The sequence below is a fragment of the Cupriavidus sp. KK10 genome, assembly GCF_018223725.1.
In the GTDB taxonomy this organism is placed as follows: Bacteria; Pseudomonadota; Gammaproteobacteria; order Burkholderiales; family Burkholderiaceae; genus Cupriavidus; species Cupriavidus necator.
This window is the reverse complement of record NZ_CP073677.1, coordinates 486,780-503,201: the sequence shown is the minus strand read 5'-3', so window position 1 is coordinate 503,201 and position 16,422 is coordinate 486,780. Positions and strand designations below refer to the sequence as shown.

Below are 16,422 nucleotides of genomic sequence, written 5' to 3'. Positions count from 1 at the left end.
CGGTGGCACCGGCGCCCTGCGGTGGTGCCGGCGGCGCACCGGATCAGAACCAGGCCTTCCACATTTGCGCAATGTTGTGCCAAAAGCTGTCCGGGATCCACAGCAGGCTGGCGGTCATGAACAGGTAGCGGATGAACTTGCCGACCGCCATCCAGGCCAGGCTGGGCCAGAACGAGAGGCGCAGCCAGCCGGCTAACGTGCACAACGGATCACCTATGCCGGGCAGCCAGGAGAACAGCAGCGTGGGCGGCCCGAGCCGGCGCATCCACCGGAAGTAGCGCGCATCGAGCTTGGGCTTGGGCGGCTTGCGCATATGTTTGCGGTGCTCCAGGTGCTCAAGGTCGTGCTCACGCGCCCGGCGCCGCTTGTGGTAGCGCACCAGTGCCAGCTTGGCGGCATAGCCCAGCCACCAGTCGATGGCACCGCCGACCGTGTTGCCGAGCGTGGCCACCAGGATCGCCGGCCAGAACATATGCGGGTTGAGCTTGACGTAGCCGAACACCGCCGGCTCCGAGCCCAGCGGCAGCAGCGTGGCCGAGATCAGGCTGACCACAAAGATCGCGGGCAGGCCCACCTTGGGCAGGGCAATGGTTTCAAACAGCCAGTCGAAGAAGGCTTCCATGTAAGCGTGGCGGGTGCCAGTGGGCGCTGCTCATTCTAGCTGCTGTGCCCCGAACGGGGCGCGGGCAAACCACATGGCAGCGCCCCACGATTTGTGATTAACTGTTAGAGCCTGTTGTGGCCAATCGTTCGCCGGCCGCAGCATTCGCGCCAGCATTGAAGCCGCTCGCCGCGTGCGCTGGCGCACCTACAGCAGTTGTAGCGGCAGCACCAATATCACGAATTAGCCGTCCTATAGCCGTCTTAAGCGGCAGTACCGCGTCGTGGCCAGTCCCACGCAGTTCGTTCGGGATTTCGGGCAATTGGTCATGCGCGTCCACCCCACATGGAGACAAGCATGGCGATTCCGATCCGCCTGACGGTCAACGGCAAGTCCGTTGACGCGCAGGTAGAACCCAACACCCTCCTGGTCCAGTTCCTGCGCGAACAGCTGCGCCTGACCGGCACCCACGTCGGCTGCGACACCGCGCAGTGCGGCGCCTGCACGGTCCACCTGGATGGCCGGGCGGTCAAGTCGTGCAATATCCTCGCGGTCCAGGCCGACGGCGCCGCCGTGACCACCATTGAGGGCCTCGCCGCTCCCGGCACGCTACACCCGATGCAGGAAGCCTTCCGCGAATGCCACGGCCTGCAATGCGGCTTCTGCACGCCCGGCATGGTGATGAGCGCCACCGCGCTGGTGCAGGAACACCCCGGCGCCGACGCCGCCACCATCCGCGCGCACCTGGAAGGCAACCTGTGCCGCTGCACGGGCTACCACAACATCGTGCGCGCAGTGCAGCAAGGCCAGGCGGCCATGCAGGGCACCGCCGCCAGCGCGGAATAAGGGGGAACGGCCATGAACGCACCCGAAAGCCAGCGCCTGGTAGGCGCGCCGATCAAGCGCAAGGAAGACTATCGCTTCCTGACCGGCAACGGCCAGTACACCGACGACATCGTGCTGCCGCAGCAAAGCTACGCGTACTTCCTGCGCTCGCCGCACGCGCATGCGCGCATCCGCTCGATCGACAAGACCGAGGCGCTGGCCGCGCCCGGCGTGATCGCCGTGCTGACCGGCGACGAACTGGCGGCCGACAAGGTCGGCGGCCTGCCCTGCGGCTGGCTGATCCACAGCATCGACGGCTCGCCGATGAAGGAGCCGCCGCACCCGGTGATTGCCCACGACAAGGTCCGCCACGTCGGCGACCAGGTCGCGCTGGTCATCGCCGAGACCCTGCAGCAGGCGCGCGACGCCGCCGAGAAGATCGACGTCGACTATGAAGAGCTGCCCGCCGTGGTCAGCGCTGCCGATGCCGCCAAGGCGTCCACCCTGGTGCATGACGACGTGCCCGCCAACACCTGCTACACCTGGGGCCACGGCGACAAGGCCGCCACCGACGCCGCCTTTGCCAAGGCCGCCCACGTGACCACGCTGGACATCGTCAACAACCGGTTGATTCCCAACGCGATCGAGCCGCGCGCGGTCAACGCCAGCTATACGCGCCAGGACGACAGCTATACGGTCTACGTGGCCAACCAGAACCCGCACGTCGAACGCCTGCTGATGGGCGCGTTCGTGCTGGGGCTGCCCGAATCGCGCCTGCGCATCATCGCGCCGGACGTGGGCGGCGGCTTCGGCTCCAAGATCTTCCTGTACCCGGAAGACGTGGCGCTGACCTGGGCTTCGAAGAAGATCGGCCGCCCGGTCAAGTGGACCGCGGACCGCTCCGAGTCCTTCCTGACCGATGCGCACGGCCGCGACCATGTGACCAGGGCCGAGCTGGCGCTCGACGCCGACGGCAAGTTCCTGGCGATGCGGGTGCATACCACCGCCAATATGGGCGCCTACCTGTCGACCTTCGCCAGCAGCGTTCCGACCATCCTGTATGCAACGCTGCTGGCGGGCCAGTACGCCACGCCCGCGATCTACGCCGAAGTGCAGTCGGTCTTCACCAACACCGCGCCGGTGGATGCCTACCGCGGCGCCGGCCGGCCCGAGGCCACCTATGTGGTCGAGCGCCTGGTCGAAACCGCCGCGCACGAGCTGAAGATCGACCCGGCCGAGCTGCGCCGCAAGAACTTCATCCGCCAGTTCCCGTACGCCACGCCGGTGGGCCTGACCTACGACACCGGCGACTACGAGCCGTGCTTGGCGCGCGCGCAGGAGCTGGCCGACGTCAAGGGCTTCCCGGCCCGGCGCGACGAAGCGAAGCAGCGCGGCAAGCTGCGCGGCCTGGGCTATTCCTGCTATATCGAGGCCTGCGGGCTGGCGCCGTCGAATATCGCCGGCGCGCTGGGCGCGCGCGCGGGGCTGTTCGAGGTGGGCGAGATCCGCGTGCACCCGACCGGCACCGTGACCGTGTTCACCGGCTCGCACAGCCATGGCCAGGGGCACGAGACCACCTTCGCGCAGGTGGTCGCCGACCGGCTCGGGCTGCAGCTGGACCAGGTCGAGATCGTGCACGGGGACACCGGCCGGGTGCCGTTCGGCATGGGCACCTATGGCTCGCGCTCGCTGGCGGTGGGCGGCTCGGCCATCGTCAAGGCGCTCGACAAGATCGAGGCCAAGGCCAAGAAGATCGCCGCGCACCTGCTGGAAGCCGCCGACACCGACATCGAGTTCAGCAACGGCGTATTCCGCGTGGCCGGCACCGACCGCACCAAGACCTTCGGCGAGGTCGCGCTGTCCGCCTACGTGCCGCACAACTATCCGCTCGACAAGCTGGAGCCGGGCCTGAACGAAAACGCGTTCTACGACCCGACCAACTTCACCTACCCGTCCGGCGCCTATGTGTGCGAGGTGGAGGTCGATCCCGATACGGGCGAGTCGCAGGTGGTCAAGTTCACCGCGGTGGACGACTTCGGCAACATCATCAACCCGATGATCGTCGAAGGCCAGGTCCATGGCGGCATCGGCCAGGGGCTGGGCCAGGCCATGCTGGAGCAGTGCATCTACGACAACGACAGCGGCCAGTTGCTGACCGGCTCGTACATGGACTACGCCATGGCGCGCGCCGGCGACCTGCCCGACTTCACCGTCGAGACCGCCACCGGCACGCCCTGCACCCACAACCCACTGGGCGTGAAGGGCTGCGGCGAAGCCGGCGCGATCGGCTCGCCGCCGGCGTTCATCAACGCGCTGGTGGATGCGCTCAGCCCACTGGGCGTGAAGGACATCCAGATGCCCGCCACGCCGCACCGGGTCTGGCAGGCCATCCAGGCCGCCCGGCCGTGACCCACGCACACCGCAAAGGAAACCGACATGTACGCATTCAATTTTGAACGCGCCGCGGATGCCAAGGCGGCCGTGGCCACGCTAAAGGCCGATCCCGACGCCAAGTTCCTCGGCGGCGGCCAGAGCCTGCTGGCCGCGATGAAACTGCGGCTGGCCGCGCCCTCCGTGCTGGTGGACGTGGCGCGCATTCCCGGCATGGCCGACATCCGCGTCGAAGGCAATGAGATCGTGGTCGGCGGCGCCGCGCGCCATGCCGATGTGGCCGAGCATGCCGAGGTGCGCCAGCGCATCCCGGCGCTGGCGGCACTGGCCGGCGGCATCGGCGACCGCCAGGTGCGCGCCATGGGCACCATCGGTGGCGCGCTCGCCAATGACGATCCCGCTGCCGACTACCCCGCGGGTGTGCTGGGGCTGGGAGCGACCGTGGTCACCGACCGCCGCACCATCGCCGCCGACGACTTCTTCAAGGGCCTCTATGAAACCGCCCTGGAACCGGACGAGCTGATCACCGCGGTGCGCTTCCCAATCCCGGAGCAGGCTGCCTACGCCAAGTTCCGCAACCCGGCCTCGCGCTTTGCGCTGGTGGGCGTGATGGTGGCGCGCACCGGCAACACAGTGCGCGTGGCGGTGACAGGCGCGGCCGACAGCGTGTTCCGCTGCCAGCCGCTGGAGCAGGCGCTGTCGGCCAGCTTCACCGCGCAGGCGGCGCGTGGGGTGAAGGTCGATGCGTCGAAGCTGAACGCCGACCTGCATGCGTCGGCGGAGTACCGGGCGCATCTGATCCCGGTGCTGGCGGCGCGGGCGGTGGAGGCGGCGGCGAAGGGGTAGCGCGAGTTTTACCTCTCCCCATTGTGGTCTCCCCTCTCCCGCCACCGCGGGAGAGGGGTCGGGGGAGAGGGCCGGCGCTTGAATCAAGCGTTATCGCGCGCGAACCTCCTGCCCTCTCCCCCGCCCCCCCGCCGTGCGGGAGAGGGGAGCAAACCGTCGGCGTGCGAGGCATGCCGGCACAGAAAGAATCTCATGCTTCCCACCTCCATCGACGACACCATCGCCCAGCTGGAACACCAGCAATACTTCGCCGACCGCGAGACCGCCACGGTGCTCTATCTCGCCATCCGCATGCAGCGGCCGCTGTTCCTGGAAGGCGAGCCCGGCGTCGGCAAGACCGCCATGGCGCATGCGATGGCGGGCGTGCTCGGCACACGGCTGCTGCGGCTGCAATGCTATGAAGGGCTGGACGCCGCCAGCGCGCTGTACGAATGGGACTACCCGCGCCAGATCATGGCGCTGCGCCTGGCCGAGGCACGCGGCGAACGTCCCGAGGCGCAGTCGCTGTACCACGACGACTACCTGCTCAAGCGCCCGCTGCTGGAATCACTGCTGCCCGACCCTGCCGCACCGGACGTCCCGCGCGTGCTGCTGATCGACGAGATCGACCGCGCCGACGAACCCTTCGAAGCCTTCCTGCTGGAGGTGCTGTCCGAATTCCAGGTGTCGATCCCCGAAATCGGCGTGATCCGGGCCGAGCGTCCGCCGCTGATCGTGATCACCTCCAACCGCACCCGCGAAGTCCACGACGCCCTCAAGCGCCGCTGCCTGTACCAGTGGATGGGTTACCCGGAGCGCGACCGCGAACTGCAGATCGTGGCCGCGCGCGCCCCCGAGGCCGCCGCGGCGCTGCAGGCCCAGGCCATCGACTTTATCCACCGGCTGCGCGGCATCGACCTGTTCAAGGCGCCGGGCATCGCCGAGGCCATCGACTGGTGCCGCGCGCTCTCCGCGCTGGGCGCGACCGAGCTCGATCCGCAGTCCGTGCGCGACACGCTGGGCGTGCTGCTCAAGTACCAGGACGACTTGGCGCGCGTGGACGGCCCCACCGTGGCCGAGCTGCTGGCGGGTGCCACGCCGGGAGGCTGAAGATGGCCACGCTGCACGCCGCTGTACGGCCTGCCGCACCGGCCCTGCCGGTGCTGGCGCGCAACGTCACGCACTTCATTCGGCTGTTGCGCGACGGTGGCTTCGCGCTGTCGCCGGCCCATGCGGTCGATGCGCTGCAGGCGCTGCGCCATGTCGATATCGGCCAGCGCGACGAGGTGCGCGCCGCGCTGGCGGCGCTGGTGCTGTCCGGCCCCGACCAGCGCCCGCTGTTCGATGCCGCCTTCGACCTGTTCTGGCGCGATCCCGATTGGGAAGGCAAGCTGCGCGCGCTGCTGCTGCCGCGCGTCGACAGCGGCGCGCCGCCGCCCAAACGCAGCAACCGGCTGGCCGATGCCCTGGCCGCGCGCCAGCCCGAAACGCCATCGCGGCCCGCGCAAACCGAAGCCGAGCGCATCCACGTGCCGCTGACCTTCTCCGACCAGGAACGCCTGGCGCAGCGCGACTTTGAAACCCTGACCGCGCAAGAGTGGCGCGCGCTGCAGCACCTGGTGCGCACGCGCCGCGCCCATCTCGCACTGCAGCGCACCCGCCGCCTGCGCGCAGCCACCTGCGGCACCCATGCCGACCTGCGCGCCAGCGCGCGCCTGGCGGTGCGCCAGCATGGCGAGTGGCTGCGCTGGAAATTCCGCAAGCACGCCGAGCGCAAGCCGCCGGTGGTGCTGCTGCTCGACATCTCCGGCTCGATGAGCCAGTACTCGCGCGCGGTGCTGTACTTCTGCCATGCGCTGATGCAGTCGCGCGAGCGGCTGTCGGTGTTCCTGTTCGGCACGCGACTGACCAACATCACCCGCTCGCTGCGCGAACGCGACCCGGACGAGGCCGTCGCGCTGATCACCGGCCAAGTGCGCGACTGGGCCGGCGGCACCCGCATCGGCGCCGCGCTGGCCAGCTTCAACCGCCACTGGGCGCGGCGCACGCTGTCCGGACGCGCCACCGTGCTGCTGGTCACCGACGGCCTGGACCACGAGCACATCGAACTGCTCGGCGACGAAATGGCACGGCTGCGCCGCTTTGCGCACCGCATCGTCTGGCTCAACCCGCTGCTGCGCTACCCCGGCTTCACCCCGCAGGCGCGTGGCGTGCAAGCCATCCTGCCGCACGTGGACGCACTGCGCCCGGCCCATAACCTGGACAGCCTGCTGGCGCTCGAGACGCTGCTGTCCGACCATGGCGGCCCGCCCCGGGCCGCCACCCCTGCCCTCGCCAGGCACAACAAGGAAGCCCCGCCATGGAAATGAACCAGAGCCAGCGCCTGCCGGTCCCGCAGCAGGTGGCATGGGAAGCGCTCAACGACACCGAGCTGCTCAAGCAATGCATCCCGGGATGTGAGAGTATCGAGCCCGACGGCGACAACGCCTACCAGCTGGCCCTGACGGCCGCGGTAGGCCCGGTCAAGGCGCGCTTCAAGGGCCGCATGGCACTGGAAGACATCCAGGCCCCCGACAGCTACACCATCCGTTTCGATGGCCAGGGCGGCGCGGCGGGCTTCGGCAAGGGCAGCGCCCAGGTCCGGCTGGAACCAGACGGTGACGAGACCGTGCTGACCTACACCGTCAACGCCCACGTGGGGGGCAAGATCGCACAGATCGGCTCGCGGCTGGTGGACGCCGCGGCACGCAAGATGGCAGATACCTTCTTTGCGCGCTTCACCGAGGCCGTCACCCCAGACGCCACCGACGACACGCCAGCGGCCGACGGCGCCCCCGCCGCAGCCGCCGGCGACAATGAACCAACAGAGGAACCGAAGCGGAAACGATCATGGACAGCGTGGATCTCGAAGTCCTGAAGAACAGTGTGCAGTGGCAGCAGCAAGGCCATCGCGTGCTGCTGGTCACGGTAGTGCGGACCTGGGGCTCGTCGCCCCGGCCCGAAGGCGCGATGCTGGCCGTGCGCGACGACGGCCTGGTGGTGGGCTCGGTCTCGGGCGGCTGCATCGAGGATGACATCATCGACCGCGTGCGCCGGCAAGGCATCATCGCCGACCACCCGGAAGCAATCAAGTACGGCATCAGCGCCGAGGAAGCCCACCGCTTCGGGCTGCCATGCGGCGGCACCATCGAGCTGGTCACCGAACCGCTGACCCCGGCCAGCGGCATCGCCGAGCTGCTCGACGCCGTGGAAAACGGCCGCCTGGTCGCGCGCACGCTCGACATGGCCACCGGCACCGCCACGCTGGGCCCGGCCAACGCCACCGACGGCCTGGTGTTCGACGGCAAGACCCTGCTGACCATCCACGGCCCGCGCTACCGCATGCTGGTGATTGGCGCCGGGCAGCTGTCCAAGTACCTGTGCCAGATCGCCGTGGGCCTGGGCTTCCAGGTCACCGTGTGCGACCCGCGCGAGGAATACACAGAGACCTGGGACATCCCCGGCGTGACCATGGTGCGCACCATGCCGGACGACACCGTCACTGACATGAAGCTGGACGAGCGCTGCGCCGTGATCGCGCTCACGCACGACCCCAAGCTGGACGACCTGGCGCTGATGGAAGCGCTGCGCACCAAGGCCTTCTATGTGGGCGCGCTGGGTTCGCGCCGCAACAACCAGGCGCGCCGCGAACGCCTCAAGGAATTCGACCTGACCGAGCTGCAGCTGGCGCGGCTGCATGGCCCCGTGGGCATCTACATCGGCAGCCGCACGCCGCCCGAGATCGCCATCTCGATCCTGGCCGAGGTGATCGCGGCCAGGAACCACGTATCGCTGCCCGACATCCTGCAGGTGGAAGGCGCCAAGGCCGCGCGCGAGATGGCTGCCAGCACCGGCAGCAGCTGCGACGTCGCGCCTGACCCCACCTGACGACTTCGCGAGTGCGCCCGCCATGACTGCCGCCCCCAACGCTCCCCTGCTCCGCACCGACCTGCCCACCGGCATCCTGCTGGCCGCAGGCTTCGGCCGCCGCTTCGACGCCGCCGGCAAACGCAACAAGCTGCTGGAGGTGCTGCCCGGCGGCCGCTCCGTGGCCTGGCGCAGCGCGCGCACGCTGGCCGCGGCGCTGCCGGAATCGATCGCCGTCATTCGCCCGGGCAACCCGGCACTGGCGGAGGAACTGCGCCGCGGCGGCTGCCGCGTGGTGGAGTCGGCCGACGCCGAAGCCGGCATGGGCGCAGCCCTGCGTGCCGCCGTGGCAGCCACGCCCGAAGCGCGCGGCTGGGTGGTAGCGCTGGCGGATATGCCCTGGCTGCCGATGGAACTGATCCGGGCGGTGGCATTGACGATCACCACGCCGGATACCATCGCCGCCCCTTGGCGCAACGGGCAACGTGGGCATCCGGTGGGTTTTGGCGCAGCCTGGCGTGAGGAATTGCTGAAGCTGGACGGAGATGAGGGCGCGCGGGCGTTGCTGAAGGACAAGCCTGTGACGCGGATCCTGACAGAGGATGAAGGGGCGTTTCGCGATATTGATACGCCTGGGGATTTGAAGTGACCCCCACGAACCTCACCCGATCCCCTCCGCCAACTCGCTCGTCTTCACCGCCATGATGAAATCATTCCGGTGCAACCCCTTGATCTTCTTGGTCCGCCACGACACCGTGGCATGCCCCCAGCCAAAGCTGATCTCCGGATGATGCCCCTGCGCCTCGGCCAGCTGCCCGACGCCGTTCACGAACGCCAGCGCCTGCGCGAAATTGCCGAAGGTGAAACGCCGTTCGAGCCGCGTCGCGCTATCGACCAGCTCCCACCCCGGCGCCTGCTGCAGTAAATCCTCGGCCTCAGCCGGCGTCAACGGCGGCACGCCGCCACGGCAAGGCGTGCACGATTGCGCTGCCAGGTCTTCGCTCATGGTCATGCTCCCCGACCGGAAGAACAGCCCGCGCCTCAGGCCCCTTCGGTCTCAGTCAGTGCGCGCAGGAACTCGCTGCTCCACCAGTGCACATCCTGCGCGCGGATGCGCTCCAGCAGTTTCTGGTGCCGCTGCTGGCGCTCGGCCAGCGGCATGTGCAGCGCCTGCTGGATCGCCTGCGCGGTGGCGCGCGTGTCGTACGGATTGACCAGCAGCGCCTCGCGCAGCTGCTCGGCGGCGCCGGCAAAGCGCGACAGCACCAGCACGCCCGGGTCCTCCGGGTCCTGCGCGGCGATGAACTCCTTGGCCACCAGGTTCATGCCGTCGCGCAGCGGCGTCACCAGCGCCACGCGGCTGGCGCGGCACAGGCCGGGCAGCCGCTTGCGCGCGGTGGTGCGGTGGATATAGCGCACCGGCATCCAGTCCAGCTCACCGAACTCGCCGTTGATGGCGCCGCTCAGCTGCTCCATCTCGCGGCGCAGGTCGACGTAGGCATCCACCGACTCACGCGACGGGGCAGCGATCTGCACCAGCGTCGCGCTCGAGCGGTTCTCGGGATACTCGGCCAGCAGCCGGTAGAACGCCTTGAGCCGCTGCGGCAGGCCCTTGGAATAGTCGAGCCGGTCGATGCCCAGCAGCAGCCGGCGGCGCGCGTACTGCGCGCACATCATCTCGTAGGTTTCCTGCGCATCCGCGCCGCGGCCCAGCTCCATGAACTCGTCGACGTCGATGCCGATCGGGAAGGCCTGCGCCCGCACCGTGCGGTGGAAGGCGCGGTAGCGGTGCTCGCCCATGGGCTCGGCCTGCGCTTCGGCCTGCACGTAGCGCGAGAAGTGCTCGACATCCGCATGGCTCTGGAAGCCGAGCAGGTCGTAGGCAAACAGTGCGCGCATCAGCCACTCGTGCTGCGGGATGGCGGCCAGAATCAGCGGCGGCGGCAGCGGCACATGCAGGAAGAAGCCGATCTTCTGCCCGCAGCCGATGGCGCGCAGCTCTGAGGCCAGCGGGATCAGGTGGTAGTCATGGATCCAGATGATGTCGTCGGGCTGCAGCAGCGGCGCCAGCTTGCGCGCGAACAGCTGGTTCACGCGCCGGTATCCATTCAGGAAGTTGGAGTCGAAATCCGCCAGGTCCAGCCGGTAGTGGAACACCGGCCACAGCACGCCATTGCTGTAGCCCAGATAGTAGGCGTCGTGGTCCTCGCGGCTCAGGTCGACGGTGGCCAGCGTCACGTTGCCGGCCTGCTGCAGGTGCAGGTCGCCTTCACCCGGCGTGCCGCCCTGGGCGGTTTCCAGCGCCTTGCCGCTCCAGCCGAACCACATGCCGCCAGTCTGGCGCAGGGCTTCGGATAGCGCCACGGCGAGGCCGCCCGCCGCCACGTTGCGGGGATCGGCGACCCGGTTGGATACCGCTACAAGTCTTGGCATATGTTGTTCTTGGAGTCCTCTGTTCTGGATGCCGTGGATGCCGTGGGCGGTTCAGATCACCGTGTCCCACGGCGCCGACAGCCGCATCGCGCCATTGATCAGCCCGACCATCGAGTACGTCTGCGGGAAATTGCCCCACATCTCGCCGGTCACCGGATGGGTATCCTCGGACAGCAGCCCCAGCGGATTGCGCGCGGCCAGCATCGATTCGAAGATCTCGCGCGCTTCTTCGCGCCGGCCGATGCGCGCAAGAGCATCGATGCGCCAGAACGTGCAGATATTGAACGCGGTCTCGGGCTTGCCGAAATCGTCGGGCGCCTCGTAGCGGCGCATATAGGGGCCGTCGCACAGCGATGCCTCCAGCGCCTTGACGGTGGCGATGAAGCGCGGATCGCGCGGCTCGATGAAATTGACTTCGGCCATCAGCAGCACGCTGGCATCCAGCTCGCGCCCGCCGAAGCTTTCGGCAAAGGCCTGGCGCTCTTCGCTCCAGGATTCGGCCAAAATGCGCTCCTTCATGCGGTCGGCATGGTCGTGCCAGTAGGCGCCGCGCGCCTGCAGCTGCAGCTTGTCCGCAACCTTGGCCAGGCGGTCGCAGGCGGCCCAGCTCATCAGCGCCGACGACGTATGCACGCGCGCCCGCGTGCGCAGCTCCCACATGCCGGCGTCGGGGGTGCCGAACACTTTCACCGCCTGTTCGCCCACCTCTTCCAGCCGGCGGAATTCAGCGGGGCCGCCGCGGTGCAGCAGCCGGTGGTCATGGAAGGCCTGGGCCGCGCCCAGCACCACGTTGCCGTAGACGTCGTGCTGGAAGTGCTCCTGCGCCTGGTTGCCCACGCGCACCGGGCCCATGCCGCGGTAGCCGGGCAGATGGTCGAGCATGCTTTCAGGCAGCTCGCGCTCCAGGCCGATGCCGTACAGCGGCTGGATGTGCCCGTCCTGCGATTGCATCACCACGTTGGACAGCCAGCGCAGGTAGTCCTCCATGGTGCCGACCTCGGACAGGCTGTTGAGCGCGCGCACCACGAAGAAGGCGTCGCGCAGCCAGCAGAAGCGGTAGTCCCAGTTGCGGCCGCTGCCCGGCGCCTCGGGGATGCTGGTGGTCATCGCCGCGACGATGGCGCCGGTCTCTTCGAACAGCGACATCTTCAACGTGATGGCCGCGCGGATCACCGCGTCCTGCCATTCGCACGGCACCGCCAGGCGGCGGCTCCACAGGCGCCAGTAGGCGGTGGTTTCCTGCTCGAAGTCGCGCGCGGTTTCTTCCACGCCGTGCGCGAGGGTCTCGTCCGGGCCCAGGATAAAGTTGTAGCCGCGCGTGACCAGGAACGGCGTGTGCGACAGCACGTAAGCCATCGGCGCGTCGGTGGTCATGCGCAGGGTCATGTCGTCGCCGATAAATCGCACATGGCTGCTGCCGCGCGTCATCTCCGGCGCCTTGCGGCCCCATTCGAAGCGCGGCGCCACCACCACGCGCACGCGCGGCGCGCCGCGCACCGGGCGGATGCGCCGGACCAGCGCGGTCGGGCGGAAATATCGCCCCAGCCGGAAGAAGCGCGGCGCAAAGTCGGTGATTTCCAGACAGTTGCCATGGCTGTCCGTCAGCCGCGTGCGCAGCACCGCGGTATTGGGCTCGTACCATTGCCGCGACGACTGGAAGTCCTCGATCTCGATCGAGAAATGGCCGGCGTTCTCGCTCGGGTCGAGCAGGGCGTTGAACACCGGGTCGCCGTCAAAGCGCGGCAGGCACGACCAGACAATGCGCGCGCGGCAGTCCACCAGCGCGGAGATGGCGCAGTTGCCGATCATGCCAAGCGACAGCGACGGATTGGCAAAGCGGCTGCCGCCGTCCACGGTCTTGTGCACGCCTTCGGTCGGCGGCTGGCCCGGTTCGCTCGGGCTGCTCGGATTGGTCACAGCGATACCTCCCTCAGGATGTCGTTGTGCGCCGGGCCGGGCCTGGCTCGGCCTCATTCGGCACGGCGCGCGGCTGGCCGCCGGCGCCTTCCAGCGCGCGGGCCGAGCGGTGCAGCCAGCTGCGCAGCGCGGCCGGCCCGGACACGCTGACGCTGGCCACGGTCTCGCGCTGGCCCACCAGCACGCCCAGCCCGCCAAGCTTGCGCACGGCGGCAAAACCTGGCTCGTCGGTCAGGTCGTCGCCGGCAAAGAGCGGCACGCGCTCGGCGAAGGGCGCAGATTTCATGAATGCGGCGATGGCGTCGCCCTTGTCGACGCCGGCCGGCTTGATCTCGACCACCATCTTGCCGGGCAGCGCCTCCAGTCCGACAGCATGGCGCAGCACTTCGGTGACCGCGGCATCGACCACGCCGGCCAGTTCAGGCGCCTGGCGGTAGTGGATGGCGACGGCAACGGACTTGCGCTCCAGCCGCAGGGCGGGATAGGCGCGCACCAGCGCTTCCAGGTGGGGGATCAGCGGTTCCAGGCCGGGGGCGGAAGTCTTGGATACCATGCCGCCGTCGGTGCGGAATTCAGCACCGTGCACGCCGGCGGCCGGCAGCCGCAGGGGCTGCAGGAAGTGGTCGAGTTCAGAGATCGGACGCCCGGAGATGACAGCCAGCGCGCCATTCAGACGCTCGAATAGCGTGTGCAGCGTGCCGACCAGTTCGGGTTCGACCTGCACCAGTTCCGGGCGCGGGGCCAGGTCGGCCAGGGTGCCGTCGAAGTCGAGAAACAGGGCGGTATTGGGTTCGATTAGCGGTAGTTGTGGCATCGCGTTACACCGTAACACGTCGTTTTGACCGGCGTCCACCGGGCGCCGTCCTACATGGCGCCCACGCAACCCCGCCCCGACGCAAGTCCGGGCCAGGCGTCCGCGGCCCCACTGCGCCTTGGCTCGCCGCGCCCTCGCGAGTGCATCATCATCCACACGAGAAGCGCCCTCCGCGCGGCACGGGCCGCCCTGCCCGGGCGGCGGGGGCCCCGCCCGGGCAGGGTGGAAGTCGCCGCCATCCTTTATCATTGACGGTTTCCGCCAGAATTTCCGCCTTTTTTTGCGCCGCCCCACGGCCCGCCCGAGACCATGACCCGCATGTCCGCCGCCAGACCCGACTACCTCAAGAAGATCCTGACCGCCAAGGTCTACGACGTGGCGCAGGAGACCGAACTGACCTACGCGCATCAATTGTCGGCGCGCACCGGCAATGCGGTCTGGTTCAAGCGCGAGGACACCCAGCCGGTCTTCTCCTTCAAGCTGCGCGGCGCATACAACAAGATGGCCTCGCTGACGCCGGAAGAACTCAGGCGCGGCGTGATCGCCGCCTCGGCCGGCAACCACGCGCAGGGAGTGGCGCTGTCCGCGGCGCGCCTGCAATGCAAGGCCATCATCGCCATGCCGGTCACCACGCCGCAGGTGAAGATCGACGCCGTGCGCGAACGCGGCGGCCAGTGGGTGGAAATCGTGCTGCACGGCGAGTCCTACAGCGACGCCTACAACCATGCCGCGGAGCTGGAGAAGAAGCACAAGCTGACCTTCATCCACCCGTTCGACGATCCCGAGGTCATCGCCGGCCAGGGCACCATCGCCATGGAGATCCTGCGCCAGCACCCGGGCCCGATCCATGCCGTGTTCGTCGCCATCGGCGGCGGCGGACTGATCTCTGGCATCGCCTCGTACATCAAGGCGGTGCGCCCCGAGATCAAGGTGATCGGCGTGCAGACGGTGGACTCTGACGCGATGAAGCGCTCGGTCGACGCCGGCAAGCGCGTCGAGCTGAAGGAAGTGGGGCTGTTCTCTGACGGCACCGCGGTCAAGCTGGTCGGCAAGGAGACCTTCCGCATCACGCGCGAGCTGGTCGACGACATCATCCTGGTGGATACCGACGCCATCTGCGCGGGCCTGAAGGACGTGTTCCAGGACACCCGCAGCATCCTGGAGCCGGCCGGCGCGCTGGCCGTGGCGGGCCTGAAGGCCTATGCCGAGCGCGAGAAGCTCAAGGGCCAGCACCTGGTGGCGATCGCCTGCGGCGCCAACATGAACTTCGACCGCCTGCGCTTTGTCGCCGAGCGCGCCGAGGTGGGCGAGGCGCGCGAAGCCGTGTTCGCCGTGACCATCCCGGAAGAGCGCGGCAGCTTCAAGCGCTTCTGCGAGCTGGTCGGCACGCGCAGCGTGACCGAGTTCAACTACCGCATCGCCGACACCAGCATGGCGCATATCTTCGTCGGCGTGCAGATCGCCAGCCGCGCCGAGAACGACAAGATCGCCGCCAGCTTCCGCAAGCACGGCTTCGACACGCTGGACCTGTCCAACAACGAACTGGCCAAGCAGCATATCCGCTACATGGTGGGCGGGCGCTCGGCGCTGGCGCATGACGAGCTGCTGTTCCGCTTCGAGTTCCCGGAGCGCCCGGGCGCGCTGATCCGGTTCCTGTCCAGCATGAGCCCGAACTGGAATATCAGCCTGTTCCACTACCGCAACCAGGGTGCGGATACCTCCAACATCCTGGTCGGCATCCAGGTGCCGAAGAACGAGAAGCGCGCCTTCCGCGCCTTCCTTTCAACGCTGGGTTACGTACACTGGGACGAGACCGACAACCCGGTGTACAAGCTGTTCCTGTCCTGACACCTGCTGAGCGCCCCATGAGCCTCCCTGAACACTCGCCGCTGGGCAAGCCTTCGGCCTACAAGACCGAATACGACGCCTCGCTGCTTTTTCCGATCCCGCGTCAGCCCAAGCGCACCGAGATCGGCCTGCCCGAAGGCAAGCCGGTGCCGTTCTTCGGCGTCGATATCTGGAATGCGTACGAGCTGTCGTGGCTGAACCTGAAGGGCAAGCCGCAGGTGGCGCTGGCCAGCTTCATCATCCCGTCGGACACGACCAATATCATCGAGTCCAAGTCGTTCAAGCTGTACCTTAACTCGTTCAACCAGACCAAAATTGCTTCACCCGAGGCGCTGCAGCAGCTGCTGCACCACGACCTGTCCGAAGCCACCGGCGGCACCGTGCAGGTGCGGCTGGTGACTGAAGCGGACCTGGGCAAGCAGAAGATGGGTGAGCTCGACGGCCTGCTGCTGGACCGGCTCGATATCGAGGTGGACCGGTATGAGCCCGCGCCTGAGCTGCTCAGCGCGGACCAGGAAGAAACCCCGGTGGAAGAAACGCTGGTGTCGCACCTGCTCAAGTCCAACTGCCTGGTCACCGGCCAGCCGGACTGGGGCAGCGTGCAGATCCGCTACGTGGGTGCGCCGATCAACCAGGAAGGGCTGCTCAAGTACCTGATCTCGTTCCGCAACCACAACGAGTTCCACGAACAGTGCGTGGAGCGGATCTTCATGGACGTGATGCGCGAGTGCAAGCCGGTCAAGCTGGCGGTGTATGCGCGCTATACGCGCCGCGGCGGGCTCGATATCAACCCGTTCCGCACCAACTTCAATACGGCGTGGCCGGACAACAAGCGCAACGCGCGGCAGTGAGGCAGGCGGGG

General features: G+C 68.2%; 15 protein-coding genes. 10 read left to right on the top strand and 5 right to left on the bottom strand.

Translation table 11 applies throughout. The features are described 5' to 3' along the window. Nucleotides 1-43: 43 nt before the first annotated feature. On the bottom strand, nt 44-622 hold the full coding sequence (locus KB879_RS02570; RefSeq protein ID WP_013955529.1) for a YqaA family protein: 579 nt from the start codon (nt 620-622) through the stop codon (nt 44-46). A 336-nt stretch (nt 623-958) separates the two neighbouring features. Between KB879_RS02570 and KB879_RS02565 the strand changes: the two genes are divergently transcribed. From KB879_RS02565 to KB879_RS02530, 8 genes are all read left to right on the top strand, one after another. Then, nucleotides 959-1,447, top strand: a complete 489-nt coding sequence (locus KB879_RS02565) for a (2Fe-2S)-binding protein (protein WP_013955528.1) — start codon at nt 959-961, stop codon at nt 1,445-1,447. Between the two features lie 12 nt (nt 1,448-1,459). Continuing rightward, nucleotides 1,460-3,835: a xanthine dehydrogenase family protein molybdopterin-binding subunit gene (locus KB879_RS02560; RefSeq protein ID WP_211980701.1), complete on the top strand. Its 2,376-nt coding sequence runs from the start codon at nt 1,460-1,462 to the stop codon at nt 3,833-3,835. Between the two features lie 27 nt (nt 3,836-3,862). Beyond that, complete coding sequence (locus KB879_RS02555) at nt 3,863-4,663, top strand: xanthine dehydrogenase family protein subunit M (protein WP_211980700.1); 801 nt, start codon at nt 3,863-3,865, stop codon at nt 4,661-4,663. A 192-nt stretch (nt 4,664-4,855) separates the two neighbouring features. After that, on the top strand, nt 4,856-5,752 hold the full coding sequence (locus KB879_RS02550; RefSeq protein ID WP_211980699.1) for a MoxR family ATPase: 897 nt from the start codon (nt 4,856-4,858) through the stop codon (nt 5,750-5,752). Between the two features lie 2 nt (nt 5,753-5,754). Beyond that, a complete protein-coding gene (locus KB879_RS02545) occupies nt 5,755-7,011 on the top strand; it encodes a VWA domain-containing protein (protein ID WP_211980698.1) in 1,257 nt (418 codons plus the stop codon). Then, a complete protein-coding gene (locus KB879_RS02540) occupies nt 7,002-7,559 on the top strand; it encodes a CoxG family protein (RefSeq protein ID WP_211980697.1) in 558 nt (185 codons plus the stop codon). The genes KB879_RS02545 and KB879_RS02540 overlap by 10 nt, the downstream gene beginning before the upstream one ends. Then, nucleotides 7,532-8,569, top strand: coding sequence for an XdhC family protein (locus KB879_RS02535; protein WP_211980696.1), 1,038 nt, complete (start codon nt 7,532-7,534; stop codon nt 8,567-8,569). The genes KB879_RS02540 and KB879_RS02535 overlap by 28 nt, the downstream gene beginning before the upstream one ends. Before the next feature lie 22 nt (nt 8,570-8,591). Beyond that, complete coding sequence (locus KB879_RS02530; RefSeq protein ID WP_013955521.1) at nt 8,592-9,197, top strand: NTP transferase domain-containing protein; 606 nt, start codon at nt 8,592-8,594, stop codon at nt 9,195-9,197. A 12-nt stretch (nt 9,198-9,209) separates the two neighbouring features. On the opposite strand, the gene KB879_RS02525 is transcribed toward KB879_RS02530, so the two are convergent. Genes KB879_RS02525 through otsB form a run of 4 tightly spaced genes read right to left on the bottom strand, consistent with a single transcriptional unit; the run spans nt 9,210 to nt 13,712 of the window. Further along, nucleotides 9,210-9,554, bottom strand: coding sequence for a 4a-hydroxytetrahydrobiopterin dehydratase (locus KB879_RS02525; RefSeq protein ID WP_013955520.1), 345 nt, complete (start codon nt 9,552-9,554; stop codon nt 9,210-9,212). A gap of 35 nt (nt 9,555-9,589) precedes the next feature. Next, nucleotides 9,590-10,981: an alpha,alpha-trehalose-phosphate synthase (UDP-forming) gene (gene otsA / locus KB879_RS02520; protein ID WP_013955519.1), complete on the bottom strand. Its 1,392-nt coding sequence runs from the start codon at nt 10,979-10,981 to the stop codon at nt 9,590-9,592. Nucleotides 10,982-11,032: 51 nt separating this feature from the next. Then, the gene (locus KB879_RS02515) at nt 11,033-12,898 is read right to left on the bottom strand and encodes a glycoside hydrolase family 15 protein (protein ID WP_211980695.1); all 1,866 of its coding nucleotides are present in this window, start codon (nt 12,896-12,898) and stop codon (nt 11,033-11,035) included. A gap of 13 nt (nt 12,899-12,911) precedes the next feature. Further along, nucleotides 12,912-13,712, bottom strand: coding sequence for a trehalose-phosphatase (gene otsB, locus KB879_RS02510; protein ID WP_013955517.1), 801 nt, complete (start codon nt 13,710-13,712; stop codon nt 12,912-12,914). Nucleotides 13,713-14,021: 309 nt separating this feature from the next. Here otsB and ilvA point away from each other — a divergent pair, with 309 nt between their 5' ends. Next, entirely contained in the window at nt 14,022-15,560 is a 1,539-nt protein-coding gene (ilvA, locus tag KB879_RS02505; RefSeq protein ID WP_211980694.1) for a threonine ammonia-lyase, biosynthetic, read from the top strand. A 17-nt stretch (nt 15,561-15,577) separates the two neighbouring features. Next, nucleotides 15,578-16,411, top strand: coding sequence for an NADPH-dependent 7-cyano-7-deazaguanine reductase QueF (gene queF, locus KB879_RS02500; RefSeq protein ID WP_211980693.1), 834 nt, complete (start codon nt 15,578-15,580; stop codon nt 16,409-16,411). Nucleotides 16,412-16,422: the final 11 nt, after the last annotated feature.